The organism is Flavihumibacter rivuli (assembly GCF_018595685.2).
Classification (GTDB): domain Bacteria; phylum Bacteroidota; class Bacteroidia; order Chitinophagales; family Chitinophagaceae; genus Flavihumibacter; species Flavihumibacter rivuli.
On the sequence record NZ_CP092334.1, the window covers coordinates 290740 to 314779 of the forward strand.

Consider the following 24040-nt stretch of genomic DNA (forward strand, 5'->3'; position numbering starts at 1 on the left):
ACCCTAAAACCAGGACAATATGAAAAAGATAGTTGTATTCATTCTAGCAGTTTGTTCGGTGCTCATAACCAGCGCGCAAACCAAACCGAAGATCATTATCCTTGCGACAGGTGGAACCATTGCCGGTACAGGTGCTGCGGCTGACCGTGCCGGTTATACTGCAGGAAAACTGAATGTAGATGACCTGCTTAGTTCTATTCCGGCTGCAAAAAAGATCGCTGACATTTCCGGGGAGCAGATCGCTTCGGTAGGCAGCCAGGACATGTCCATCGAGATCTGGAAGAAACTGGCCGTGCGCATTAATGATATTTTCAAGAACAAGGAAGCTGATGCCGTGGTGATCACCCATGGAACGGATACCCAGGAAGAGACTGCCTATTTCCTTGACCTGACGATCAATTATCCCAATCCTGTGGTGTTGACCGGATCTATGCGTCCTGCAACGGCCATCAGTGCCGACGGCCCGAAGAACCTTTATGATGCCATTACCGTGGCGGCTAACCCTAAGAGTGCTGGCAGGGGAGTGCTGGTATCCTTCAATGAAGGGATCTTTGATTCCCGTGATGTTACCAAGATCAGCACGACAAAAGTGAACGCCTTTGCTTCCCCCAATACCGGACCGATCGGCCAGGTATATGACGGTAAGGTGGAATATTATTCCGTTTCACTACGTGAGGTATCACCTGCATCACCGGTCAAGATCGATAACAATACCAAACTGCCAAGGGTAGAAATAGTGTACATGTATGCCGATGCGCCTGCTGATTATATCGATTACCTGGTTTCCAAGAAAGTTGACGGGATCGTGATCGCCGGCGTGGGTAACGGCAATTTCAACAAGGCCTTTATGGATGCGGTGAAACGCGCTGTTGCGGCCGGTGTGGTGGTTTGTCGTTCTACCCGTTGCCCTTCCGGAAGGGTGGTGCTGGAAGATGAGATCAATGACAAGGAATTGGGTACCATCGTTTCAGATGACCTGAATCCGCAAAAAGCACGGGTATTGCTCATGCTGGCTTTGTCAAAGACCAGGAAGCAAAAAGAATTGCAGGATATCTTCTTCAAATTTTAAACAAGAGTAATGGTCTGGATAGAATTCATCATATTGCTGGCCATGATCCTGATTGGTTCCCGGATGAAGGGTATCGGGCTCGGCGTGATGGGCATGATCGGCCTGTTCATTTTCGTGCTGTTATTTAAAATGCGGCCGACTGACCCGCCCCTGGATGTAATGCTGATCATCCTGGCAATTGTTACCACTGCGGCTGCCTTACAGGCGGCCGGTGGTCTCGACTACCTGGTAGGGGTAGCCGAAAAGATCATCCGCAGCAACCCTTCGCAGATCACGTTTATAGCCCCCTTTACGGTCTTCTTCCTTTGCCTTTTTGCGGGAACGGCCCATATCGTTTATTCCCTATTGCCCATCATTTCGGAAGTGTCGGCCAAGAAGCGCATCAGGCCGGAGCGGCCATTGAGTATTTCAGTGGTGGCTTCCCACCTTGCCTTGACAGGCAGCCCCATGAGTGCGGCAACGGCAGCGCTTGCTGCCATACTCGTTTACCCCGGGGCTTCCCTCGATATCATGAAGGTTTGTATCCCTGCCGGTATCATTGGTACCCTTGCGGGGGCATTTGCCGTGATGCGCATGGGCAAGAACCTGGAAGATGATCCCGAGTTCCAGGAACACATGAAGGATCCCGAGTTCCGTGCCTGGATCGAAGGCAAAGGAAAATCAGGTGAACAGTCTGCAGAAAAAGAGATAAAGCCGGGGGCAAAACTTTCGGTTTTGATCTTCGGCATTGCCATCCTGCTCATCATCATGTTTGGGGCATTCCCTTCCCTTATTCCCAATGTTGGCACCGGTGCGGAAAATTTCGCAGTCCGTGCTGATGGTTCCCTGAAAATGGGAACGATCATCGAAATGGTTACCTTGTCCGCAGCCGCCTTCATGATGCTGCTTACCAAAACAACACCAGCCCAGGTGACAAAGGCCAGCTTGTTCACCTCCATGGCAGCAGCCGTGGTTTCCGTCTTTGGTGTGGTATGGATGAGTTCCACCTTTATGGCCCATAATGAAGCAGGACTCAAGCATGCATTAGGTGGTATCGTTCAGGCCCAGCCCTGGACCTTCGCCATTGCCGTATTTGTGATGGGTGCCCTGATGTTCAGCCAGGCCTCTACCACCAAGACCATGATGCCGTTGGGGCTTACGCTGGGACTGGCTAATCCAACACTCATTGCCGTATTCCCGGCGGTGAACAGTGATTTTGTTTTGCCTGGTTATCCTACTCTGTTAGCAGCGATCAATTTTGACCGTACAGGATCCACCAAGATCGGGAAATATGTGATCAACCACAGTTTCATGATCCCGGGGCTGGTAGCGGTTTCCACCGCCATAGCTGTTGGTTTCCTGATCGGTTCAATTATTTTGTAACTGCTTATTTTGAAAGGATGCCAAAACTATTATTAGTAGTAGTGGGTATCTGTTTGGGTGGTGCTATCATGGCACAAAAACAAACAGATACCTCAACCAATTATTTCAAGCCCATTATTCCTGTTGATAAGGCTAAACTGCTGAAGAATGTTGACATGATCGCCAATATGCAGTTTGCCCAGCGTAATGAATTTGAGGACGGGAAACATACGGAGTCCAGGTTTGCCATGAACCAGTTTCGCCTGGAGATCAGGGGTAAGGTGCATGAGAAGGTTTCCTTCCGCTTCCGCGATCGCTATACCAGGGATGTGGAGCCGCAGTCGGTGGATAACCTGAGCCGTTCCACAGATATGGCCTATATCGGTATTGAGCTAAGTAAGAAATGGAGTATCGCAGCAGGTAAGATGTGTGCCGACTGGGGTGGTTATGAATTCGATCTCAATCCCATTGATATCTATGAGTACAACGATATTGTGGAATACGCTGATAACTTCCTTACCGGCGTACAGGCCAGTTATGCGGTAAATGACCAGCATTCTTTTACCGTACAATGGTTGAATTCCCGTACCAAGTCTTTCGATGAATTATATGGACAGGTGCCCGGTGTTGAGGAAGCGAAATTCCCTTCAGCAATTGTTTTGAACTGGAGGGGAAGTTTTGGCGGAAAAAAGTTCACCACCCTTTGGAGTTACAGTGCGTTCCAGGAGGCTAGCGGGAAGTATATGCATTATATCGCGCTGGGTAACCAGTTGAACCTGGAAAAGTTCCAGGCCACCTATGACTTCAAATGGAGTGATGAGGACCTTGACAGGAAAACCATCGTTTCCTCGATTATTCCTGATGATATATTTAGTTATGCGGCCAGTGATGTTCGCTATGTAGAGCATTGGCTGAAACTTGATTATCTCATTCATCCCAGGGTAAATCTTTCCCTGGTTGGTATGGTGAGTGATGCCTATTGGTATGGTAATCCTGACCCGAATGCAGATAGCAAGCTAAGGACCTCATGGGGCCTTATTCCTACTGTTGAGTATATGCCTTTCAATGACCTGAACCTGAAGTTCTTTTTGAACTATGTATGGCGCTCCTATGACTACACCGGGTATGCAGAAACGAACTTTGCATCGGTGGATAAGAATACCAGTCGCATCAGTATAGGTTTTAGTAGTCCTTTAAAAATCTTCTAGCACCAACATGAGGAAGGTTATAACACTCCTGTTCCTGCTTTACAGCAGTTTGGTCATTACAGTTCCCTTATTTGCCCAGCAGGCAGAAAAGGAGGTAAACCAGCAGGTGCAGTTCTGGACCAGTATCAATACCCTGGCCAGGGTCTCTGATAAATGGGGCATAGTGGGTGACCTTCATATCCGCCGGAACGACTTTATCAAGGATCCCAGTTTTTATTTCATCCGATTCGGGGCCAATTACTGGGTGAAGAAGAATTTTACGCTGGTAGGTGGCTATGGCCATATGTGGCTGGCCAGTGCGGCGGCAGATGATTTCCTGTTCACCAATGAGAACAGGATCTACCAGCAGGCACAGGTGAGCAGCAAATGGGGAAAGGTTAGTGTATTGAACCGCTTGAGGAATGAACAGCGTTGGCGCCAGAAATTGATCGATGGGGAGAAGTCAGACCAGTGGGGTTTTTCCAACCGGGTCAGGTATCTGTTGAGTTTTACCTTCCCGGTATTCAGCAATCCCAAAGCACCTTCCCTGGTGCTGGCTGATGAACTGCTGGTGCAGTTCGGGAAGGACATTGTGTACAATACTTTCGACCAGAACCGCCTGTTCCTTGGTATGAAACAAAACCTGTCGAAAGTGATGAGCATGGACTTCGGTTACATGCTGGTGTACCAGCAGAAGAGTTCCGGTTACCAATACGATAAGAACCACACGGTTCGCCTGTTCTTTTACTATACACCCAACTGGACCATCCGCCATCATGAAAGGTCTGTGCTGGAGGAGACAGGGGAATGAGCGGGAACTGCCTTCGCTATTGCTTCGGTGGGTTGGATGTGGAGATGAGAAGATGTGGGGGTGTGGGGATGTGGATGCCCTTTCGACTCGTTAGGAGGGGGCGGCCCTTCTACACTAAAGCTTCGGCGAATGAGATGTTTGGCCTACGTCTATGAATAAACGAAAATGATAATTCCCTGCGGGACTTTCGTGAGAAGTTGCTGCTGGGAATTATTTATAATGAGCTGTTAAGGTATTTTAATCTTCTTCCGCCATCAGGCGTTTTTTGGCTTCTTCCAGTTTGGCTTTCTGTTCGGGGGAAATGGAAGGGTAGTCGATATTCAGTTTTTTAAATTCCTGGTGAATGATACCCGCGAGGCAGAGCCTGGTGAACCACTTATCATCAGCGGGTAGTACGTACCAAGGTGCGTACTTGGTGGAAGTGGCGCTCAGGGCATCTTCATAGGCTTTCATGTATTCCTTCCAGTATTTCCTTTCCTCGATATCGCCAAGGGAGAATTTCCAGTTCTTGGTCGGGTCATCCAATCTTTCGATGAACCTTTTCTTCTGCTCCTTTTTCGAAACATGCAGGAAGAATTTAAGGATCACGGTGCCCGTTTCAGCAAGCGTCTTTTCAAAGCGGTTGATCTGCTTGTAGCGCTTCTCCCAGAACTCTTCTGTGATATCCTCTACCTTGTTGACGCTTGGCAGGTTTTCGTTCAGTATGTACTCTGGATGAACCCTGGTGACCAGTACATTCTCATAATGCGAACGGTTGAAGATGCCGATATTCCCCCTTGCCGGAAGGGCCAGGTAGTGTCGCCACAAATAGTCATGGTCCAACTCCGTTGAGGATGGGGTCTTGAAGCTGGTAACATTGACGCCTTGCGGATTAAGTCCCGACATCACATGCTTGATGGCACTGTCCTTACCGGCTGCATCCATTGCCTGCAGTACGATCAATACATTGTACTGGTTGTGGGCATAAAGTTTGTCCTGCATTTCGGCCAGGCTATTGATACCCCAGGTCAGCAATTCCGCGCCTTCTTCCTTGGACAGCATTTTATGGTCATAATCCGTTTCAAAATCCTTCTTGAGGGAGATGCTGGTGCCGGGTTGTACTTTGAGTGTGTCGAGGTATTGCAGGAATCCTTTTATGTCCATAGGAAGCTATTTCCTTTAAGTTACTAAATAAACCACAGTCATTGGCGAAGGCAATAAAAAACCGCCAAAACCTTTGGGTGATGGCGGTTGATAATGAATTATGACGGGTAATTATTTTCCGGATTTCTTGGTGCCTTTTTCGGCTTCGTATTTGGCATATTGTTCTGCAGTCAGCACTTCACCGATGATCTTCAGTTCCAGGGGTTGTTGGGTGCCGGCTACTTTCACGAAGATGGTCTTTTCGAAAGGACCAGGAGCTGCTGCATTGAAACCAGCAGTCACCTTATTGCCCTTGCCGCCGGCAACAGGCTGCTGTGGCCAAACCGGGGTGGTGCAACCGCAGCTGGCAGTTGCATTCTCGATCACCACAGGAGCGTTGGAAATATTGGTGAAGGCAAATTCATGGTTTACAGGAACACCCTGCTTGATCTTGCCAAAATTATATTTCGTTTCTGCAAATTTTACGAGTTCATCGGCTTTCTTGGCCTGGGCGAATAAGGCGGCGCTGATGATCACAGCGAACAGGGATAAGATGATTTTTTTCATGCTATTCAAGTTTATTATTTATTGATTGATTTGTTTTAATAGTTGAACAGAATTGTTTGCCGGAACTGAGGGCGTGGCCTTGGTCACTTCTCCCTTGATATAGACCGTCCTTGTCTTCCCTCCATTGTAGTACAGGGTGATGGATTTCTCAAAAACCCCTTCCGCTGCGGCATTGTAGCCAACCGTCAACAGGCTTTTGCCACCGGGAAGGATCGGGTCCCTTGACCACTGGGGGGTGGTACAGCCACAACTTGCGGCCACATTCTCTATCCTGAGGGTGTCCTTTCCGTTATTGGTAAGGGGGAAACTGTAGGTGACCGGTCGTCCTTGCTGGATCCTGCCAAAATCGTGGGTGGAAGCAATGCCCAATGGGTCATTTGCAACAGCAGGTTGCTGCGCCTTCACTATGAAGGTGCCGGTACAGAAACCAAGTAAGAATAGGGCTCTTTTCAATTTCATACGCCTCTTAACGCTTAACAAATTTAGCTATTGTGTTGAATTTCCCTCCTGTTTCCGGTACAAATAACAATCTTTTGGTTAAACATTGAAATTTAATCAGTTATCAACTTGTTAATAACATTTTTGACCCCTGGCCATTAAAAAGGTTTAATGGGGGCTAACGATTGTTCGCATCATGGCAAATTCCATTAGTTTTGCCGCATGGAAAATCTAATGGAAAACGATCTGCTTGCTTCCGAAAAGCTGAGTTTCGACCGCTTCAGGAACGAGGTACTCCGTGATTACCAGATGGCCTGTGAAAGCCGCGAGGCGAGTTTAACAGGCCGAAAGGAAGTGCTGACAGGTAAGGCTAAGTTTGGCATTTTTGGCGACGGCAAGGAAGTAGCCCAGATCGCGGCGGCAAAATTCTTCCGGAACGGGGATTTCCTGGCTGGTTATTACCGCGACCAGACCTTCGTGTTCGCGTCTCGCCAGGCTACGGTGGAGCAGTTCTTTGCCCAGTTGTATGCCAATCCCGATCAGGCCCATGATCCCTTTAGCAAGGGCAGGCAGATGAACTCCCATTTTGCCACCCCCAATGTAACCCCGGATGGTGAATGGGTTGACCTGGCCAACAGGAAGAACATCAGCAGCAATATAGCCCCCACGGCAGGACAGATGCCCAGGGCCCTAGGACTGGCATTTGCGTCTAAGGTTTTCCGGAATGTGGAGCAACTGCATTCCTTCCCCGAACTTTCTGACAGGGGTAACGAGATCTGCTTCTGCACCATTGGGGATGCTTCCACTTCTGAAGGACATTTCTGGGAAGCGGTGAATGCCGTCGGCGTACTGCAGGTACCCCTGGCCATCTTCGTTTGGGATGATGGCTATGGTATTTCAGTGCCCAAAAAATACCAGACCACCAAAGGCTCCATTTCGGAGGTGCTGAAAGGCTTCCAGAAAAAAGACGGTACCAATGGATTGGATATCTATAAACTGAAAGGATGGGATTATGCCGGCATGATCGAAGTGCTGGAGGTTGCCATCCAGAAGATAAGGGATACCCATACCCCTGCTATCTTCCATGTGGAGGAGATCACCCAGCCCCAGGGACATTCCACTTCGGGTAGCCATGAGCGTTATAAGAGCCCAGAGCGCCTGGAATGGGAGCGGGAGTTCGATTGTATCCGCAAGTTCAGGGAGTGGATCCTGGCCAATGACCTCAGCAGTGAGGAAGAGCTGAACGATATCGAGATCAAAGCCAAGGAGTTGGTGAGGGAATCGAAGAACAGGGCCTGGTCTACCTACCAGGAACCCATCAAGCAGCAAGTCAGCAGGGTGGTTGAACTGATCAGTTCCCTTTCCAGCAGCTTGCCTGATAAAGCTGAAGCCTTGCTGGCACTGGCCAACAAGTTGCAGTCCAACAAGGAGCCCATGCGCCGTGATGTGATGCATACATTGCACCAGGCGCTGTTGCTGGCGGGTAACCATGATGCTGCCTTCTGGCTGAGGGATTATTACCAGGAATTGAAAGCTACCAATGCTGAGTTGTACAATTCAGATCTCTATACAACAGGACCGAAAAGCGCATTGAAGGTAGAGGCTGTCCCTGCCCATTACGAGGCGGAAGCTTCCATGCTGAATGGCTACGAGATCCTCAACCGCTATTTCGACCAGCTGTTCACCACCAACCCGAAGGTCATTGCCTTTGGTGAGGATGTTGGTTTTATCGGTGATGTTAACCAGGGCTTTGCGGGCCTTCAAGCCAAGCATGGTGACCAGCGCATTTCGGATACAGGTATCCGTGAGTTGACCATCATGGGCCAGGGAATAGGTGCTGCCTTGCGTGGGTTAAGGCCCATCGCTGAGATCCAGTACCTGGATTACCTGTTGTACGGCTTGCAGCCCCTGAGCGATGATGTGGCCACCCTTCAATACCGGACCGGTGGTATCCAGTCCTGCCCATTGATCGTTCGTACCCGCGGACACAGGCTGGAAGGGATATGGCATAGTGGCTCACCCATGGGCATGATCGTCAATTCCCTGCGTGGCATGTATGTTTGTGTGCCGCGTAACATGGTACAGGCGATCGGTATGTACAATACCCTGCTGGAAAGCAATGACCCCGCCCTGATGATCGAGTGCCTGAACGGTTACCGTCTCAAGGAGAAATTGCCAACCAACCTGCTGGAGTATAAAGTAGCCCTGGGTATGCCGGAAGTGATCAGGGAAGGAAATGATATCACCCTGGTGTCCTATGGCTCAACCTTGAGGATCGTGATGGAAGCAGCGGAGGTGCTCGCCAAATTGGGCGTTAGCTGCGAGGTGGTGGATATACAGACCTTACTGCCTTTCGACCTTGGTCACAAGATCCTGGAGTCGCTGAAGAAGACCAACAGGATCCTGTTTGTGGATGAAGATGTTCCAGGTGGTGCTGCAGCCTATATGTTCAATAAGGTGATGGAGGAACAGGGTGGTTACCGCTGGCTGGATGTGGCCCCGCGCACCCTTACTGCCAAGGCCCATCGCCCCGCCTATGCAAGCGACGGCGATTATTTCAGTAAGCCCAATACCGAGGATGTGATCGATGTGGTAAGGGAGATGATGGCTGAGTAATAAAATGAATTCGTTTTAATAAGATCGCCCGGCAGTTGCCGGGCGATTTGTTTTACAGGCCATCCTGGTCGATGATGTATAAAAGTGCAGTGATCGCTGCAGCCCCGAGGACCAATTCCCGCCGGTCCACGGCTTCAAAAGTATCCCAGTGGGTATGGTGGTATTTCATGTACCGCTGGGGATCGGGCTGGAAACCGATCAGCAGGCCGGTATTCTCCTTTAGGATAGCGATGTCCTCGCCACTGAAGCCTTTCTTGAAATGATAAAGGTTATAGGGTTCGAAATATTTTGCCCACGACCTGATCTTTTCCCAAACCTTAGGGTCATCATTGTCGAAACTGAATCCGGCCGGGGTAAATACGCCCAGGTCTGATTCCAACGCTGCAAGGTGCCTTTCCTTGCGTTGTTTTACTGCATTGGCATATGTGATGCTGCCGGTGCCATTGTTCTCCTCATCCATGAATAGGATCACCCTCAGGGTATGCCTGGGCCTGATGCCCAACTTGCGGAAGGTGCGGCCTACTTCAATTGCCTGCATACAGCCCCCGCCATCATCATGGGCACCTTCACCAACATCCCAGGAATCGAGGTGGCCACCCACGGCTATGATCGTGTTGGGATCGCTACTGCCCCTGATCTCTCCAATCACATTGTAGGTGGTCACGGAGTCTTTCACCCCGGCACTGTATTGCAGGTGCAGCTTCACCTTTTTATTGCCTTTCAAAGCCAGTTCCAGGCGGTCGGCATCATTGGTGCTCAAGGCGAGTCCAGGGACGGTCCTGCCTTTGGGGTCCACAAAGGTGTAACCGGTATGGGGCTGGTCATCCTGGTTGATGGAAAGGGAACGGATCACTACACCTGCGGCGCCGAGTTTGGCAGCTTCGTGCGGACCATAACTTCTTTGACTGCCCACTTCTACATAGGCCTGCATGGGGTTGATCAGTTCCTGGTTGAACTTGCCATTGATGAAAATGATCTTACCCTTTACAGCGGCCTCACCTAATTTTTCCAGTTCCCTGATGTGGGCTATTTCCAGGACTTCGGCCTCAACACCTCCAGGTCCGGTTCCCAGCGTATTCGCAAGCGCCAGGGCATTCAATTGTATCGCCGGTTTCCCTTCTACTTTCATGGTCACTTTTTCCTTGCCATTCCTCGTCCAGAACCCAACCTTCATGGGCTGCAGGTAAACCGTATCGAAACCGTATTGCTCCATCAGTTCCCTGGTGTAGCTGACAGCCTTCGCCGCTTGCGGGGAACCGGTGATGCGGTTACCGATCTTCTTACAGAGGAATCCAAGATTCGTATAGGCTTCACTGTGATTCAGTTGTTCTGCGTAGATCTTCCTTATCATTTCCTCGTGCTGGGCTCTTGCGTTTAATCCAAGCGTCAGCAGGATCGCGGTGACGAGGGTTTTTCCTTTGATCCGGTTCATGTTCATTGGTTGTATAAATGGGATGTGTTGAACTAAAAGTACAGAATAGCCCATCATGATCCATCGGGTAATGATGAGTGGTTCTCTCGGATTCTGGTTATTTTTATTGCATGAACTATTTCCCCCTGATAGAGCTGGCCGGGACCTTTGCCTTTGCGGTCTCCGGGGCCTTCGCTGCCATGAAGCATGAGATGGATCCCTTTGGTGTACTGATCCTTTCCTTCGTGCCGGCTATTGGCGGTGGTACCTTAAGGGATATCCTTATCGATGACCTTCCGGTGGCCTGGTTGCGCGATAATGTGGTGTTATGGGTGATCGTTCTGGCAGGAATTGCCTCCATGATCTTCGGCTCTTACCTGAAGAAGATGAACAGGCTGATGTTCCTCTTCGATGCGCTTGGGTTGGGCTTGTTTACAATTGCGGGGATCGAAAAGGGGATCGCCCATCATTATACAGGGGGAGTTGCCATAGCACTTGGCATCATGACCGGTTGCTTTGGTGGCGTGATCAGGGACGTATTGGTGAATGAAGTGCCCATGTTGTTCAGGAAAGAGATCTATGCATTGGCCAGCATGAGTGGGGGGATCGTATACCTGTTGTTGGGAAAACTTGACCTGTTCTCCGGGGCTAATGAGGTCATTAGTATCCTGGTGATCGTTTTGGTGCGATACCTTTCCGTACAGCGGGGGTGGAGCCTGCCGCTGATCTATAAATCCAGGTCTTCAACCGATTGATAGAACTTCCTTTTTTCCTTCTCTGTGGGTATCCGGCATTCTTCCCTCCTGCCAAACCAACGGTAACGGTTACGCGCGATCCATTTATAAAAGGGATCCCTGATGAAGCGGGGGATGATGATGAATGCATATAGGATATTACCCGGGAAGGAGAGGTAGCGACAGATACCAATAGCTGCGGTAGAATGCGTATATCCTTTTCCGTTAGCAATGAAAACAACGGAGTCCGTGTCGGGGGGGATGGCATATTGTTGCAGGAGTTGCTTTCCGGCCGGTGATTGTAAGGAGGCAAAACGGAGCCGGTCATTAGCGTCCGTTCTAAGGCACCAGTTCACCATGGTATTGCAGTAATTGCAATGCCCATCGAACAATACTACGGGATGTTTGGGCATGGTATAAAGTTAGGCCATATTCGTTCAGCCCTTCCTGTTGGTAATGTTAAATATCCCTTTGGGTGATGAATGGTGAAATAAAAAAAACACGATACCCGGTCCTTACCTTGGGCTTCAATAGCCCGGAAAAGAGACGGTATCGTGTTTGAACGGTCAGGATCTGACCGGTTGTAAAGCGCTTATCAGGCGAGGTTGTGGAACACCTTTTGGACATCATCGTCCTGTTCCAGTTTGTCTACCAGTTTCAATACTTCCTGTGCTTTTTCCTCATCCAGTTCTACGGTGTTGGAAGGAATCCATTCCACTTCGGCACTGATGGGGGTAAGGCCTTTGTCTTCCAGTGCCTTTTGCATATTACCGAAATCGGTGAAGCCACAACGGATCACCAGTACTTCTTCCCCGTTCTCGCCTGTTCCTTCACCCAGTTCTTCCAGGCCAAAATCGATCAGTTCCAATTCCATTTCTTCAGCATTCAATCCTTCGGGCTTCAGTTTGAAAACACCCATCTTCTTGAACTGGAAACTTACACTGCCGCTATTGCCCAATGCTCCATTGCCTTTATTGAAAATAGCCTTGACGTTCGCAACAGTACGTACGTGGTTGTCGGTGGCCGTTTCTACGAGGATGGCCACGCCATGGGGACCATAGCCTTCGTAAAGGATCTCTTCAAAGTTGTCCATTTCCTTACCCTGGGCGCGTTTGATCGCGGCTTCCACACGGTCCTTTGGCATGTTAACGCTCTTGGCGTTCTGCATACAGCGGCGTAGGGCAGGGTTGGTATGGGGGTCGGGGCCACCGGCTTTAACGGCAATGGCGATCTCTTTTCCGATACGGGTAAACTGTTTGGCCATGCGGTCCCAGCGGGCGAACATGGTGGCTTTTCTTACTTCAAATATGCGGCCCATTCTTTATATGGAATTTGATGTTAATGTAAATCTCCCTTTTCAGGGAAGGTGCCCCTCAGGGGTGTGCAAAATTAGTTTTTACGGGCAGTATCACAAAAAAATGCGTCCCGCTGGTTGGCGGGACGCAATATTCATTCTGTAAGGCTGAATTATTCGAAATCACTTGCCTTAGGCAGGATCTCGCCAGGGTTATGGCCTGGCTGGTTCAGCTTGCTGTTCTTCTTACTGTAAAGGAAGTAAACCACCAGTCCGACCAGCATCCAGCCGAAGGCAACCTTCAGGGTCTGGGCATCCAGTGCGAAGATCATGGCGGAACATACGATCACACCCATGATCGGTACGAAGGGCACCAGCGGGGTCTTGAACGGACGGGCAGTATGGGGATCTGTCCTGCGCATCATCCATACACCTGCACTCACCAGTACGAAGGCGAAGAGGGTACCGAAGCTGGTCAGGTCACCGGCAACATGTCCCGGAACAAAAGCCGCGAACAAACCAACGAATACAAAAAGGATCCAGTTGGACTTATAGGGGGTCTTGAACTTGGGGTGCAGGTCGCCAAACACCTTGGGGATCAGGCCATCGTTACTCATGGTGTAGAAGATACGGCTCTGGCCCATCAGCATCACCAGGATAACAGAGGAGAAACCGGCAAGGATGGCCACGGTTACTGCGGTGGACAACCAGCCATACCCGGTCATATAGGTAGAGATGGCATAGGCAACAGAAGCTTCGCGACCTTTTTCAGGGTCAACGAATTCCTGCCAGTTGGCCACACCGGTCAATACGTGACCAAAAAGGATATAGAGCACCGTACATACAGCCAGGGAACCCAGGATACCGATCGGCATGTCGCGGCTGGGGTTCTTGGCTTCCTGTGCTGCGGTGGAAACGGCGTCAAAACCAATGAAGGCGAAGAACACGATGGCAGCACCACCGAGTACACCACCCCATCCATGCTTGAACACACCAGAGTAATCAGCGATCACTTTGCCGGCCTGGTCGGTTACGGCAGCAGTGCCTTCAGGGATCATGTAAGGAGTATGGTTAGCAGGGTTGATGAACTGCCAGCCCAGTGCGATGAATAGTATTACGATGGCTACTTTAATGAATACGATGATAGCGTTCACCATGGCTGATTCCTGGGTACCCTTGATCAGCAACATGGTAAGGGCCAGAAGGATGATCAGCGCAGGGGCATTGATGATGCCCTGGTGCAGTACACCGGAAGAGTCTGTAAAGCTTTCGAAGGGCGAGTGGCACCATTCATAGGGGATGCTCCCTCCCAAAAGCTTGTTGAGGTATTCACTCCAGGCAATGGATACGGTAGCAGCGCCAAGGGCATATTCCATGATCAGCGCCCAGCCGATGATCCAGGCAACCAGTTCTCCCATGGTTACATAGCTGTAGGCATAGGCACTACCAGCAATGGGGATCATTGAAGCGAATTCTGCATAACAGAGACCAGCGAAAGCGCAACCAATGGCGGCGATCACGAAGGAAAGGGTAACAGCTGGTCCGGCCGCTTGTCCGGCAGCAGCAGCCGTACGCACAAAAAGACCGGCTCCGATGATGGCGCCGATACCAAGGGCTATCAGGTTGGTAGCCCCCAATGTTCTTTTCAGGCCTTTTTCAGAATCAGCTGCGCTAGCAAGTAGTTGCGACAGCGATTTCTTTCTGAATAAACTCATAATGTGGTTATTGGTTATGTGTTGAGCGTTTTGAAGGGCGAAAAATAAATAATTATTTAATTCACCTCACGTAAACTTTGATTGGCGGGCAATTTCGGTCGATTATTTTGGTAGCCTCAGGATTTTTTTGAATTTTCGGCCTTCTTTTACCACACTACTACTAACGATGGCAAAACAGAACAGACTTACCCTTTATATCCTGGTATCTATGGTACTGGGTGTATTGGTAGGGTATATCGTCAATAAGAATGCGACCCCGGAATTCATCCAGAGCTTTTCTACCAATATCAAGTTGCTGACAACGATCTTCCTGCGATTGGTGCAGATGATCATTGCGCCGCTGGTATTCTCTACACTTGTGGTAGGCATCGCCAAGCTGGGCGACCTGAAGACCGTTGGCAGGGTAGGGGGAAAAGCGCTGCTCTGGTTTATTACCGCTTCACTTACCAGTTTGTTGATCGGTATGGTGCTGGTGAACTTCTTTAAGCCCGGTGCCGCCATTGACCTGAGCAATGCAGACAGTTCTGGTGCGCAGGACCTGATCGGCAAGACCAAGGTCTTCTCACTGGCCAATTTCGTGGAGCATGTGTTCCCCAAGAGTGTGATAGAAGCGATGGCCACTAATGAGATCCTGCAGCTGGTGGTATTCAGTATTTTCTTTGGCGTTGCTACTACGGCTATCGGCGATTATGCCAAACCGGTGATCAAGGCCCTGGATGCGGTGGCACATATCATATTGAAGATGGTTGGATATGTAATGGCTTTTGCGCCATTGGGTGTATTTGGTGCCATTGCAGCCGTGATCGCCGTCAAGGGGTTGGAGGTATTCAAGTTCTATGGCCTGTACCTTTTGTACTTCCTGATCGGTATTGCCGTGCTTTGGGCCATCCTCCTGGCCATTGGGTTCCTGATCCTCGGAAACAGGATGCCCGCACTCCTGAAGCGTATTGCCCAACCGTTGCTGATCGCTTTCAGTACGACCAGTAGTGAAGCCGTTTTCCCCAAACTGACCGAGGAACTGGAACGTTTTGGCTGTAAGGATAAGATCGTTTCCTTCATCCTTCCCCTGGGCTATAGCTTTAACCTGGACGGCAGTATGATGTATATGACCTTTGCGAGCCTGGCCATTGCGCAGGCCTATGGTATCCATCTCGATACCGGAACGCAGTTGACCATGCTGGTGGTGCTGATGCTGACCAGTAAGGGAATTGCGGGTGTGCCAAGGGCATCATTGGTGGTGGTGACCGCTACCTGTGCCATGTTCGGGATCCCGCCAGAAGGCATTGCCCTGATCCTGCCGATTGACCATTTCTGTGATATGTTCCGCAGCATGACCAATGTTTTGGGTAATGCACTGGCTACCACGGTGGTGAGCAAATGGGAAGGGGAGTTGGAGAGTTAAATCAATAAAAGAAGCAGATGAAGCAAGGACTAATAGCAATTATCATCTTATTGTGCGGTGGGCTGTTCAGTGCAACGGTATGGGCGCAAGGGAATAAGGTGAGGGTGATCAACCAGTACGAAACACCGGTAAAGGATTTCGTGCTGACGCAGGGAGGAAGCAGCAAGGCGTTGAGCACAGACAAGGATGGTTATGTGGACCTGAGTGTTGATACGGTTCAGCCGTTTACCATTACAGCAGAGGCGCATGACACAACAAGTTTCAAGTGGCAGGATGTTTCCGCAGAAAAGGTAGTGGAGCTCCATAAAAACTTCACCTGGAAAGACCTGCTGAACCCGATGTTCTATATTGTTTACGGTGGGTTGTGGTTGTTGCTTTTCATCGTATTTGCAGAAACAGGCTTGTTTGCAGGTTTCTTCCTGCCGGGTGACAGTCTCCTGTTTGTAGCGGGTATTTACAGTACCAACCTGGCCCATGAATTCCTCGAGTCGTTCGGCCTGGGCGACCTGCAAAATGAGTGGCTCGACCTCCTGATCCTGGTGGGCCTGATATCCGTTGCAGGTGTCATCGGGAATACCGTGGGCTATTGGTTTGGAAGAAGGATCGGCCCTGCCATGTTCAAGTGGAAGGATAATTTCTTCTTCAAGAAAAGGTACCTGGATGAAGCCCATGATTTTTATGACAAGCATGGAGGTGGGGCAATAGTATTTGCTCGTTTCCTACCCATCGTTAGGACCTTTGCTCCCATCATTGCGGGCATTGTAGGTATGGATAAGAAGAAATTTGCTTTCTATAATATCAGCGGATGTATTGCCTGGGTGTTCAGTATGATCTTTGCTGGTCACTTCCTGCAGATATGGGTGAAGAACCAGTTTGGCTTTGAGTTGAAGGAGCACCTTGAAATGATCATTATCCTGATCGTGCTGGTAACCACCGCTCCCGTTATCTGGAAACTGGTAACCGGGAGGAATAAGGCAAAATCCTGATCCCCTGAATCATCATCTACCCAACCATGAACACGTCAACTGCTAACCGTTCTCCTATCTTTAACATAGCCGTGCTGGTAGCGGCACTGGGGTATTTTGTAGACATCTACGACCTGCTGCTCTTTGGGATCATCAGGGTGCCGAGCCTGGCGGACCTGGGTTTGAACGAAACGCAGATCAAGGATGACGGGTTGTACATTATCAACATGCAAATGCTGGGGCTGCTGATAGGGGGCATCCTCTGGGGTGTATTGGCGGATAAAAAGGGCAGGTTGAGTGTGCTTTTTGCCTCCATCATCTTGTATTCCCTTGGTAATATCGTCAATGGCCTGGTGCAGACCGTCCACCAATATGCATTGGTGCGTTTCATTTCCGGCATTGGCCTTGCAGGTGAATTGGGGGCAGGGATCACCCTTGTCAGTGAGTTGTTGCCCAAGGATAAGCGCGGGGTCGGGACTTCGCTTGTGGCGGGTATTGGCCTGTCGGGTGCCGTGCTGGCCTATTTCATGAAACAGAACTTCCATTGGCGTACTTGTTATTTTATTGGTGGGGGACTAGGATTCCTATTGCTCTTCCTGCGCATCAAAGTGGCTGAGTCCGGGATGTTCCGCGAGACCCAGGCCAGGGAGGTCAGCAAGGGTAACTTCTTCATGTTCTTCAATAACAGCGACCGTTTCAAGCGGTATTTGTTATGTATTCTCATTGGCTTGCCTACCTGGTTTGTGATCGGGATACTGGTGACCTTTTCAAAGGAATTTGCACGTTACCTGAACATCCAGGGCGAGATCGATCCGGGCAAGTCCATCATGTATGCCTATGCAGCGATCTCCTTGGGTGATATTGCGATCGGTTTTGTGAGCCAGGCCTTGAAGAGCCGGAAAAAAGCGCTGTACATTTTTTACGGACTGACCATCATTGGAATGGTTTGGTTCTTTAACCTGGAAGGAGCTACTGCCAACGAGATGTATTGGGCTTGTGCACTGCTGGGTTTTGGCACCGGGTTCTGGGCCATTTTTGTGACCATGGCGGCGGAGCAGTTTGGGACCAACCTGAGGGCCACTGCGGCCACAACAGTCCCCAACATGGTAAGGGGTTCCCTCAACCTGATCACTTTATTGTTTACCGGTTTGCAGGCTTCGTATTCCTTCGTGCAGAGCGGTGTGATCACAGCCGTGGTGATCATGGTCATTACCCTGATCTCTGCAGCACTGACCACAGAAACTTTTGGCAAGGACCTGAATTTCGTTGAAGAATAAAGAGTCTGGTGCCTTTAGCGGGGCAGGGCCTTGACTGCAGGTGTCCCATAAAAAATAGCACAATCAAATGAAGATACTGGTCATTAGGTTTTCCTCGATAGGGGACATTGTCCTAACCACCCCGGTCATACGCTGTTTGAAACAACAGTTGCCGGGCGTTGAGCTGCATTACCTTACCAAGAAGTCATTCGCGCCGATCTTTCAGGCCAATCCATATGTTGACCGGATGCATTACCTGGAAGATGATCTTGATGCGGTTATTGCGGGACTGCAAGAGGAACAGTTTGATTGGGTGATCGACCTGCACCACAATCTACGCACCCTGAAAGTGAAACAGGCCTTGAAAGTGCCTTCGAGAAGTTTCGATAAGCTCAATATCGGCAAATGGATCTACACCAATTTTAAGATCAACACCCTGCCCAATGTTCATATTGTTGATCGGTATATGGATACTGTGAAGCATTTAGGGGTGAAGAATGATGGAGCCGGTCTTGATTATTTCATTCCGGCAGAAGAGGAGGTGAAGGCTAATGATATTCCCGCTTCCCATCAGGTAGGATATATAGGATTGGTGATCGGCGCTGCATTGGGAACCAAGCAACTTCCGCTCGAGCGATTAAAGGAGTTGGCAACCATTATTGAGCACCCCATTGTTTTGCTGGGTGGCCCGGAAGATGCTGACAATGGTTCCGCCATAGCCGCCATTGATCCCATCAAGATCTATAACGCCTGTGGTAAGTTCAGTCTGAACGAATCTGCCGACCTGGTGCGCAAGTCCAAGTTGGTCATTACCCATGATACAGGCTTGATGCATATCGCAGCCGCCTTCCGGAAACCCATTATTTCAGTTTGGGGCAATACTGTACCGGCTTTTGGGATGTACCCTTACTTTGGTGAACTGGGAGGGTTATCTGTTTCTGCGCGCTCCGCAATAGTAGAAGTGGATGGTCTTCGTTGCCGACCCTGCTCCAAGATCGGTTACAGCAAATGCCCGAAAGGCCATTTCAAATGCATGCAGCAAATTGACCTGGGCAGGATCAAGCTCCTGGCCCAACAGCTGCTTTCGGGTCGGACCTAGGTCCGACCCGTCCGACCCGTCTCCGACCCGTCTCCGACCCGTCTCCGACCCGTCTCCGACCCTCTCCGACCCGTCTCCGACCCGTCTCCGACCCGTCTCCGACCCGTCTCCGACCCGTCTCCGACCCGTCTCCGACCCGTCTCCGACCCGTCTCCGACCCGTCTCCGACCCGTCTCCGACCCGTCTCCGACCCGTCTCCGACCCGTCTCCGACCCGTCTCCGACCCGTCTCCGACCCGTCTCCGACCAATCTTTAAAAACTATATAAGAAAGGGGCTGTCACCCTAAAGTGACAGCCCCTTTAAACATCAACAATTCGAGAAAGATTATTTGGCGTATGTGCCGGTCCATTCGCCGGTGCCATCGAAAATATTGAAACCTACTATGGAGTCCTCACAATAGAACGCACGGGTCCATTCGTCCTGGAGGTTGAAATAATTGTAGGTGTTGGTAGAGGTCTTCACGAGGTATCCTTTCCAAGTGCCCTTGTCATCGAAGTCAAGTATAACAAACTGGTTGGCAACTACCAGGAATCCGGAGAGGTTATTCGATTTGTCGAATACGTAGTAGCCTTTCCAGTTGTTATTGGTCAGCGGATGAAGGCTGAAGGAATACATCGGGTTAATGCTATGGTTGTGCTGGGGACTGAAATCCTTGTTGAACTTGGGGTTGATCCGCTGGTTCTTTTCCGGGTTGATCTCGTTGTTCATGTTCGGATTGATATTCCAATTGTGCTTTGGATTGATCCTGAGGTTTTTTTCAGGGTTGATCCTGGTGTTGGAATAGGGGTTGATTGCGAGGTTGAGCAACGGATTGTTTTGGTTGGGCAGCTCCGGGTTCTGGGCGGAAGCAATGAGCACAAGAAGTGTTAAAGCAACAGTGTGCAAGGGCTTGATCATAATCTTTTTGTTTAAAAGGTTACAGAGTTAATTCAGCGTTTGCTGTGGTCCTTCTAAGGTCCTTACTGAAGCTTTAAATAGGTGTTGGAGAGAGGTAGGTAGGATATTAGTGTTACAAAACTAATAGGAAAATCATCGGTTCAAAAGGTTTTCGGATATTTTTTTTCGAAATCCGTTTTTTACCTAAAACTGGGTATGGCCTGCCTTTGCCGGTAAAAAAGAAAGCCCCGGTAATTCCAGGGCTTTTGAAATATCCTATAACTCATTGATTATAAAGTCTTCAATACATCATTCATGGCACGAACGGCATCGGCGCTCTTATTGAAAGCAGCCTGCTCTTCTTCGTTCAGGCCGAAATCCAGGATCTTCTCCCAGCCGTTCTTACCGATCACTACGGGAACGCCAAGGCAGATATCATTCTGGCCGTATTCGCCATCCAGCTTCACGCAGCAGGTATGCAATTTCTTTTCATCACGCAGGATGCTTTCCACCAGGGCGGCCCCGGCTGCACCGGGTGCATACCATGCGGAAGTCCCGATCAGTTTGGTAAGGGTGGCACCACCTACCATGGTATCGGCAACGATCTGCTTTTGCTGTTCTTCTGACAGGAACTTGGTAACAGGAACGGAATTCCAGGTTGCGAAGCGGATCAGGGGGATCATGGTAGTATCGCCGTGTCCACCCACCACAACAGCATTCAGGTCGCCAGGAGAGCAACCCAGGTGCTGGCTCAGTTGGTACTTGAAGCGGGAGCTATCCAGTGTTCCACCCATACCGATGATGCGGTTCTTGGGAAGTCCTGTAGCGGTAAGGGCCAGGTAGGTCATGGTATCCATTGGGTTGCTGATCACGATGATGATCGCATCGGGAGAATACTTCAGGATATTCTCGCAAACATTCTTAACGATACCGGCATTGGTGCCGATCAGCTCTTCACGGGTCATGCCTGGTTTACGGGGGATACCAGAGGTGATCACCACCACGTCACTTCCTGCGGTCTTGCTATAATCGTTGGTAGATCCGATGATCTTGGTATCGAATCCCAGCAATGCTGCGGTTTGCATCATATCCTGGGCCTTGCCTTCGGCCAGGCCTTCCTTGATGTCCAATAAAACCAGTTCCTGGCACAGTTCTTTGCGGGCAATATTATCGGCACAGGTTGCGCCTACTGCTCCGGCACCTACTACAGTAACTTTCATTGTAATGTATTATGCGGTGAAATAATGATTTGCGGGGCAAAACTAAGGAATGTCGAATATCGAGCGATGATAAAGCAATGCCGAATTGTAAAAAAGCTGTTATCTGGCTCATTGGATGCCCAGGTACTGCAAAATGGTCTTCACTTCGGCGTTACCGCTGATATTGGTGATCAGCTTCTGTTTTTTGTCGTACAAGGCGATATTGGGTAATCCTGTCATTTTATAATAAGGCGGGAAAAAGAACTGTTCGTCCCTTCCAATGATCAGGTTGGGAAATTCTGCAAGTTTATATTGCTTGTAAAAGGTCTTTAATTCTTCCATCGGCTGGTAGGTGGCCATGACCAGGTTCACTTTCCTGAACTTCTCCTTTTCAGCCATCATTGCTGTTACCTGGTGCTGGCAATGGTCGCAACCTGGACTGAAATACATCAGTACAGTCGGGAATTTATCAGAGATATTGTCACGGGTGATCTTGTTGCCATCCAGTCCCAATAAGGTAAAAGGAGGGATGGTCGGGTAGCGCAGGTAGGCCGGCGGTTGCTGGTCGGGATTTTGCTGGGCCAGGGATGTTTGAGCCGCTGCCATGGTGATGAAAATGGAAAGCAATACTTGCATCAGTGTTTTCATGGCATAAAGTTAACAGGCGGTTGCTTTCCTGCATTCCTTAACAAAACTTTTAACAGAAAAAAACTCCTGATTTACGATGATTTCGTAGGTTTACGAAAAATTCGTAGAAATGGAAAGGTTGAGTCCGCAAGAAGAGCAAGCCATGCAGGCGGTCTGGCAGGTAGGGGAGGGAAATGTAAAGGCATTCCTGGAACAAATGGAAGAACCCTTGCCACCGTATACCACCCTGGCATCAACGATCAAGAACCTGGAGAAGAAGGGGTTCCTGGAGAGCCGGCAGGTAGGAAACATGTACATTTACCGGCCTACTATAACCGAAGACGAATACAAGGATCGGTTCATGAGCCATTTCATCAAGGATTATTTCGGCAACTCTTACAAGGCCATGGTCAACTTTTTTGTGGAAGAGAAGAAGCTTAGCGCGAAGGAATTGAAGGAGATCTTGGACCTGATCGAAAAAGGTAAGAAGGACTGATCGGTTGACAATTAAAATACCCCTGCCATTTACAAATAAAGCATATGCCTGACCTTATTCTTTACCTGGTTAAGTTGTCCCTCGGACTGGCTGCCATCTACCTGTTCTACTGGTTGATGCTCCGCAAGCTCACCTTCTACCAATGGAACCGATGGTATCTCCTGGGTTATTCGGTTTGCTGTTTCTTCCTGCCCCTGGTGAATATTCACTGGTGGCTCGACCCGGCTGACCATGGCATGGTCCTGCTTCAATATATCCCGGTAATGGGCCAATGGCAGGCGGGAAGCGATACACCTGTTGTAAGCACATTCAACTGGCAGGACACGATACCTTATGTATTCTATTCAGGAATGGCCTTGATGATGGCCAGGTTGCTGGTGCAATACCTGTCCTTGCTGCGCATATCCAGGACCGCCAGTTTGTTGGTGGATGATGATGTGAAGTTGTACGAGGTGAAGGACAGGATCATTCCCTTTTCATTTGGTAATTCCGTGTACATCAATTCATCGCTGCACTCGGAAGAGGAACTGAAGGAGATCATCCGCCATGAAATGGTGCATGTGCGGCAAAGGCATACCATTGACATCATCTGGTCGGAGTTGCTGGTGGTGGTGAACTGGTTCAATCCCTTTGCCTGGCTGATTAGGAAGGCGATCCGGCAGAACCTGGAATTCCTGGCCGACCGCCAGGTACTTGAGGCGGGACTGGACAGGAAGGCATACCAGTATCTCTTATTGAAAGTAGTAGGGCAACAACAATTCAGTATAGCCAGTCATTTGAATTTTTCAGCGTTAAAAACACGTATAGCCATGATGAACAAAATCAAATCCGCCAGGGTGCACCTGGTAAAATTCAGCTTTGCATTGCCGGTTGCGGCGGTGCTGCTGCTGGCCTTCCGGGACCAGCAGGATGATTCCCAAGGCCGGGGACTGTCCCAGGCCCTGGCCACAGATACCCTTCCTTCCCATTCCTGGGTAAACGAGAAAGGGTTCCGGCTTTCAGTGGCCGATAACCAGGGGGAATGCATTGTGATCATTAAGGATACCCAGGGTAAACTGGTGAAGGCAATGGAGCTGAACGAATGGAACAAGAACAAAACGGCCATGGTTGCTAAATATGGGGAGTTGCCCCCGCCACCCCCGCCGCCTGTTCCTCCAGCTCCGCCTGCTGCGATCTCACCTGCTGCTCCTGTAACCCATGCAGGCCTGATCGCGCCCCCGCCACACCCGGCACACCCGGCACCGCCAGCACATCCTTCTGGCATTTCTCCCATGCATGGAGACCATGGCGCGCCTCCACCGCCCCCTCCGCCTCCCCCTGCGCCCAGGCTTCCTAAGGAGTTGGAAGGAAAAGTAAGTTGGATCGATATTTCCCATCAGCAGGTCACCATTCGGTACAAGGATGGCAAGGTCGAAAAATATGACCTGGATAATCCTGCCCAGAAGGCAGCTTTGGATAAAAAGTTCGGTAAGACCCTGACCGCTCGTTTGCCCCAAAACATGGAAATGTCAATTAGTGGTGAAAGCAAGCCTGGTGAGCCGGTGCAGGTAATCATTAAGGGTAGCCAAAGCGGTAACCTCCAATCCTCGGATAGCAATTTACCCCAGCCTGGCCCGGTGTATTTCATTGAAGGGGAGGAGGCCAGTCCGGAAAAAGTGAAAGCGCTGGATCCCAATGCCATAGAGTCCATCAATGTCCTGAAGGGAGAAAAGGCCACTGGGGCATATGGCGAAAAGGGAAGGAATGGCGTTGTGGAGATCAAACTGAAAAAGGCTTATGGTGGGCAGGGCCAAACAGTAGATCTTTAAGTTGCC

22 protein-coding genes are annotated in these 24040 nt (G+C 49.9%); 12 read left to right on the top strand and 10 right to left on the bottom strand.

The features are described 5' to 3' along the window. Positions 1–19: 19 nt before the first annotated feature. The 4 genes from KJS94_RS01235 to KJS94_RS01250 are packed head-to-tail and all read left to right on the top strand — an operon-like array spanning position 20 to position 4408. On the top strand, positions 20–1069 hold the full coding sequence (locus KJS94_RS01235) for a type II asparaginase (RefSeq protein ID WP_214446940.1): 1050 nt from the start codon (positions 20–22) through the stop codon (positions 1067–1069). Between the two features lie 9 nt (positions 1070–1078). After that, on the top strand, positions 1079–2431 hold the full coding sequence (locus KJS94_RS01240; RefSeq protein WP_214446941.1) for an anaerobic C4-dicarboxylate transporter family protein: 1353 nt from the start codon (positions 1079–1081) through the stop codon (positions 2429–2431). Positions 2432–2448: 17 nt separating this feature from the next. Then, positions 2449–3618 carry a porin gene (locus tag KJS94_RS01245; protein WP_214446942.1) on the top strand — a complete coding sequence of 390 codons (1170 nt, stop codon included), beginning with the start codon at positions 2449–2451 and terminating at the stop codon, positions 3616–3618. 7 nt (positions 3619–3625) lie between these two features. Beyond that, positions 3626–4408, top strand: coding sequence for a DUF2490 domain-containing protein (locus tag KJS94_RS01250; RefSeq protein ID WP_214446943.1), 783 nt, complete (start codon positions 3626–3628; stop codon positions 4406–4408). A gap of 237 nt (positions 4409–4645) precedes the next feature. Here the strand turns inward: KJS94_RS01250 and KJS94_RS01255 are convergent, their stop codons facing one another. From KJS94_RS01255 to KJS94_RS01265, 3 genes are all read right to left on the bottom strand, one after another. Further along, positions 4646–5551: a polyphosphate kinase 2 family protein gene (locus KJS94_RS01255; protein ID WP_214446944.1), complete on the bottom strand. Its 906-nt coding sequence runs from the start codon at positions 5549–5551 to the stop codon at positions 4646–4648. Between the two features lie 111 nt (positions 5552–5662). Beyond that, entirely contained in the window at positions 5663–6097 is a 435-nt protein-coding gene (locus KJS94_RS01260) for a DUF1573 domain-containing protein (protein WP_214446945.1), read from the bottom strand. Positions 6098–6115: 18 nt separating this feature from the next. After that, positions 6116–6556 (bottom strand): DUF1573 domain-containing protein, encoded by a 441-nt coding sequence (locus KJS94_RS01265; RefSeq protein ID WP_214446946.1) that lies wholly within the window; start codon positions 6554–6556, stop codon positions 6116–6118. A gap of 213 nt (positions 6557–6769) precedes the next feature. Between KJS94_RS01265 and KJS94_RS01270 the strand changes: the two genes are divergently transcribed. Then, positions 6770–9151 (top strand): alpha-ketoacid dehydrogenase subunit alpha/beta, encoded by a 2382-nt coding sequence (locus tag KJS94_RS01270; protein WP_239804243.1) that lies wholly within the window; start codon positions 6770–6772, stop codon positions 9149–9151. 52 nt (positions 9152–9203) lie between these two features. On the opposite strand, the gene KJS94_RS01275 is transcribed toward KJS94_RS01270, so the two are convergent. Then, positions 9204–10583 (bottom strand): M20/M25/M40 family metallo-hydrolase, encoded by a 1380-nt coding sequence (locus KJS94_RS01275; protein ID WP_214446948.1) that lies wholly within the window; start codon positions 10581–10583, stop codon positions 9204–9206. 110 nt (positions 10584–10693) lie between these two features. Here KJS94_RS01275 and KJS94_RS01280 point away from each other — a divergent pair, with 110 nt between their 5' ends. Continuing rightward, on the top strand, positions 10694–11317 hold the full coding sequence (locus KJS94_RS01280; RefSeq protein ID WP_214446949.1) for a trimeric intracellular cation channel family protein: 624 nt from the start codon (positions 10694–10696) through the stop codon (positions 11315–11317). Here KJS94_RS01280 and KJS94_RS01285 read toward each other — a convergent pair. The 3 genes from KJS94_RS01285 to KJS94_RS01295 all read right to left on the bottom strand — a co-directional run bounded on the left by KJS94_RS01285 (position 11290) and on the right by KJS94_RS01295 (position 14305). After that, positions 11290–11709 (bottom strand): thiol-disulfide oxidoreductase DCC family protein, encoded by a 420-nt coding sequence (locus tag KJS94_RS01285; RefSeq protein ID WP_214446950.1) that lies wholly within the window; start codon positions 11707–11709, stop codon positions 11290–11292. The two genes, KJS94_RS01280 and KJS94_RS01285, sit on opposite strands and share 28 nt — an antisense overlap. Positions 11710–11891: 182 nt before the next feature. After that, positions 11892–12614 (bottom strand): YebC/PmpR family DNA-binding transcriptional regulator, encoded by a 723-nt coding sequence (locus tag KJS94_RS01290; RefSeq protein WP_214446951.1) that lies wholly within the window; start codon positions 12612–12614, stop codon positions 11892–11894. 149 nt (positions 12615–12763) lie between these two features. After that, a complete protein-coding gene (locus KJS94_RS01295; RefSeq protein WP_214446952.1) occupies positions 12764–14305 on the bottom strand; it encodes an amino acid permease in 1542 nt (513 codons plus the stop codon). Positions 14306–14471: 166 nt separating this feature from the next. On the opposite strand from KJS94_RS01295, the gene KJS94_RS01300 reads away from it, so the two are divergent. The 4 genes from KJS94_RS01300 to KJS94_RS01315 all read left to right on the top strand — a co-directional run bounded on the left by KJS94_RS01300 (position 14472) and on the right by KJS94_RS01315 (position 19027). Then, a complete protein-coding gene (locus tag KJS94_RS01300; protein ID WP_214446953.1) occupies positions 14472–15707 on the top strand; it encodes a dicarboxylate/amino acid:cation symporter in 1236 nt (411 codons plus the stop codon). 17 nt (positions 15708–15724) lie between these two features. After that, a complete protein-coding gene (locus KJS94_RS01305; RefSeq protein ID WP_214446954.1) occupies positions 15725–16693 on the top strand; it encodes a DedA family protein in 969 nt (322 codons plus the stop codon). Positions 16694–16719: 26 nt separating this feature from the next. After that, a complete protein-coding gene (locus KJS94_RS01310) occupies positions 16720–17949 on the top strand; it encodes an MFS transporter (protein WP_214446955.1) in 1230 nt (409 codons plus the stop codon). A gap of 136 nt (positions 17950–18085) precedes the next feature. Continuing rightward, positions 18086–19027 (top strand): glycosyltransferase family 9 protein, encoded by a 942-nt coding sequence (locus tag KJS94_RS01315; protein WP_239804244.1) that lies wholly within the window; start codon positions 18086–18088, stop codon positions 19025–19027. A 325-nt stretch (positions 19028–19352) separates the two neighbouring features. Here the strand turns inward: KJS94_RS01315 and KJS94_RS01320 are convergent, their stop codons facing one another. The 3 genes from KJS94_RS01320 to KJS94_RS01330 all read right to left on the bottom strand — a co-directional run bounded on the left by KJS94_RS01320 (position 19353) and on the right by KJS94_RS01330 (position 21751). After that, positions 19353–19925 (bottom strand): hypothetical protein, encoded by a 573-nt coding sequence (locus KJS94_RS01320; protein WP_214446957.1) that lies wholly within the window; start codon positions 19923–19925, stop codon positions 19353–19355. Between the two features lie 269 nt (positions 19926–20194). Beyond that, positions 20195–21124 (bottom strand): malate dehydrogenase, encoded by a 930-nt coding sequence (gene mdh / locus KJS94_RS01325; RefSeq protein ID WP_214446958.1) that lies wholly within the window; start codon positions 21122–21124, stop codon positions 20195–20197. A 108-nt stretch (positions 21125–21232) separates the two neighbouring features. Continuing rightward, on the bottom strand, positions 21233–21751 hold the full coding sequence (locus KJS94_RS01330) for a TlpA family protein disulfide reductase (protein WP_214446959.1): 519 nt from the start codon (positions 21749–21751) through the stop codon (positions 21233–21235). Positions 21752–21860: 109 nt separating this feature from the next. Between KJS94_RS01330 and KJS94_RS01335 the strand changes: the two genes are divergently transcribed. Together KJS94_RS01335 and KJS94_RS01340 are read left to right on the top strand one after the other, a co-directional pair. Beyond that, positions 21861–22226 (top strand): BlaI/MecI/CopY family transcriptional regulator, encoded by a 366-nt coding sequence (locus KJS94_RS01335; protein WP_214446960.1) that lies wholly within the window; start codon positions 21861–21863, stop codon positions 22224–22226. A 44-nt stretch (positions 22227–22270) separates the two neighbouring features. Then, positions 22271–24034 (top strand): M56 family metallopeptidase, encoded by a 1764-nt coding sequence (locus tag KJS94_RS01340; protein ID WP_214446961.1) that lies wholly within the window; start codon positions 22271–22273, stop codon positions 24032–24034. Positions 24035–24040: the final 6 nt, after the last annotated feature.

Bases quoted from the DNA above. Each gene is read 5' to 3' on its own strand.
- KJS94_RS01235 (WP_214446940.1), top strand. From the start codon at position 20: ATGAAAAAGATAGTTGTATTCATTCTAGCAGTTTGTTCGGTGCTCATA.
- KJS94_RS01240 (WP_214446941.1), top strand. From the start codon at position 1,079: ATGGTCTGGATAGAATTCATCATATTGCTGGCCATGATCCTGATTGGT.
- KJS94_RS01245 (WP_214446942.1), top strand. From the start codon at position 2,449: ATGCCAAAACTATTATTAGTAGTAGTGGGTATCTGTTTGGGTGGTGCT.
- KJS94_RS01250 (WP_214446943.1), top strand. From the start codon at position 3,626: ATGAGGAAGGTTATAACACTCCTGTTCCTGCTTTACAGCAGTTTGGTC.
- KJS94_RS01255 (WP_214446944.1), bottom strand. From the start codon at position 5,551: ATGGACATAAAAGGATTCCTGCAATACCTCGACACACTCAAAGTACAA.
- KJS94_RS01260 (WP_214446945.1), bottom strand. From the start codon at position 6,097: ATGAAAAAAATCATCTTATCCCTGTTCGCTGTGATCATCAGCGCCGCC.
- KJS94_RS01265 (WP_214446946.1), bottom strand. From the start codon at position 6,556: ATGAAATTGAAAAGAGCCCTATTCTTACTTGGTTTCTGTACCGGCACC.
- KJS94_RS01270 (WP_239804243.1), top strand. From the start codon at position 6,770: ATGGAAAACGATCTGCTTGCTTCCGAAAAGCTGAGTTTCGACCGCTTC.
- KJS94_RS01275 (WP_214446948.1), bottom strand. From the start codon at position 10,583: ATGAACCGGATCAAAGGAAAAACCCTCGTCACCGCGATCCTGCTGACG.
- KJS94_RS01280 (WP_214446949.1), top strand. From the start codon at position 10,694: ATGAACTATTTCCCCCTGATAGAGCTGGCCGGGACCTTTGCCTTTGCG.
- KJS94_RS01285 (WP_214446950.1), bottom strand. From the start codon at position 11,709: ATGCCCAAACATCCCGTAGTATTGTTCGATGGGCATTGCAATTACTGC.
- KJS94_RS01290 (WP_214446951.1), bottom strand. From the start codon at position 12,614: ATGGGCCGCATATTTGAAGTAAGAAAAGCCACCATGTTCGCCCGCTGG.
- KJS94_RS01295 (WP_214446952.1), bottom strand. From the start codon at position 14,305: ATGAGTTTATTCAGAAAGAAATCGCTGTCGCAACTACTTGCTAGCGCA.
- KJS94_RS01300 (WP_214446953.1), top strand. From the start codon at position 14,472: ATGGCAAAACAGAACAGACTTACCCTTTATATCCTGGTATCTATGGTA.
- KJS94_RS01305 (WP_214446954.1), top strand. From the start codon at position 15,725: ATGAAGCAAGGACTAATAGCAATTATCATCTTATTGTGCGGTGGGCTG.
- KJS94_RS01310 (WP_214446955.1), top strand. From the start codon at position 16,720: ATGAACACGTCAACTGCTAACCGTTCTCCTATCTTTAACATAGCCGTG.
- KJS94_RS01320 (WP_214446957.1), bottom strand. From the start codon at position 19,925: ATGATCAAGCCCTTGCACACTGTTGCTTTAACACTTCTTGTGCTCATT.
- mdh (WP_214446958.1), bottom strand. From the start codon at position 21,124: ATGAAAGTTACTGTAGTAGGTGCCGGAGCAGTAGGCGCAACCTGTGCC.
- KJS94_RS01330 (WP_214446959.1), bottom strand. From the start codon at position 21,751: ATGAAAACACTGATGCAAGTATTGCTTTCCATTTTCATCACCATGGCA.
- KJS94_RS01335 (WP_214446960.1), top strand. From the start codon at position 21,861: ATGGAAAGGTTGAGTCCGCAAGAAGAGCAAGCCATGCAGGCGGTCTGG.
- KJS94_RS01340 (WP_214446961.1), top strand. From the start codon at position 22,271: ATGCCTGACCTTATTCTTTACCTGGTTAAGTTGTCCCTCGGACTGGCT.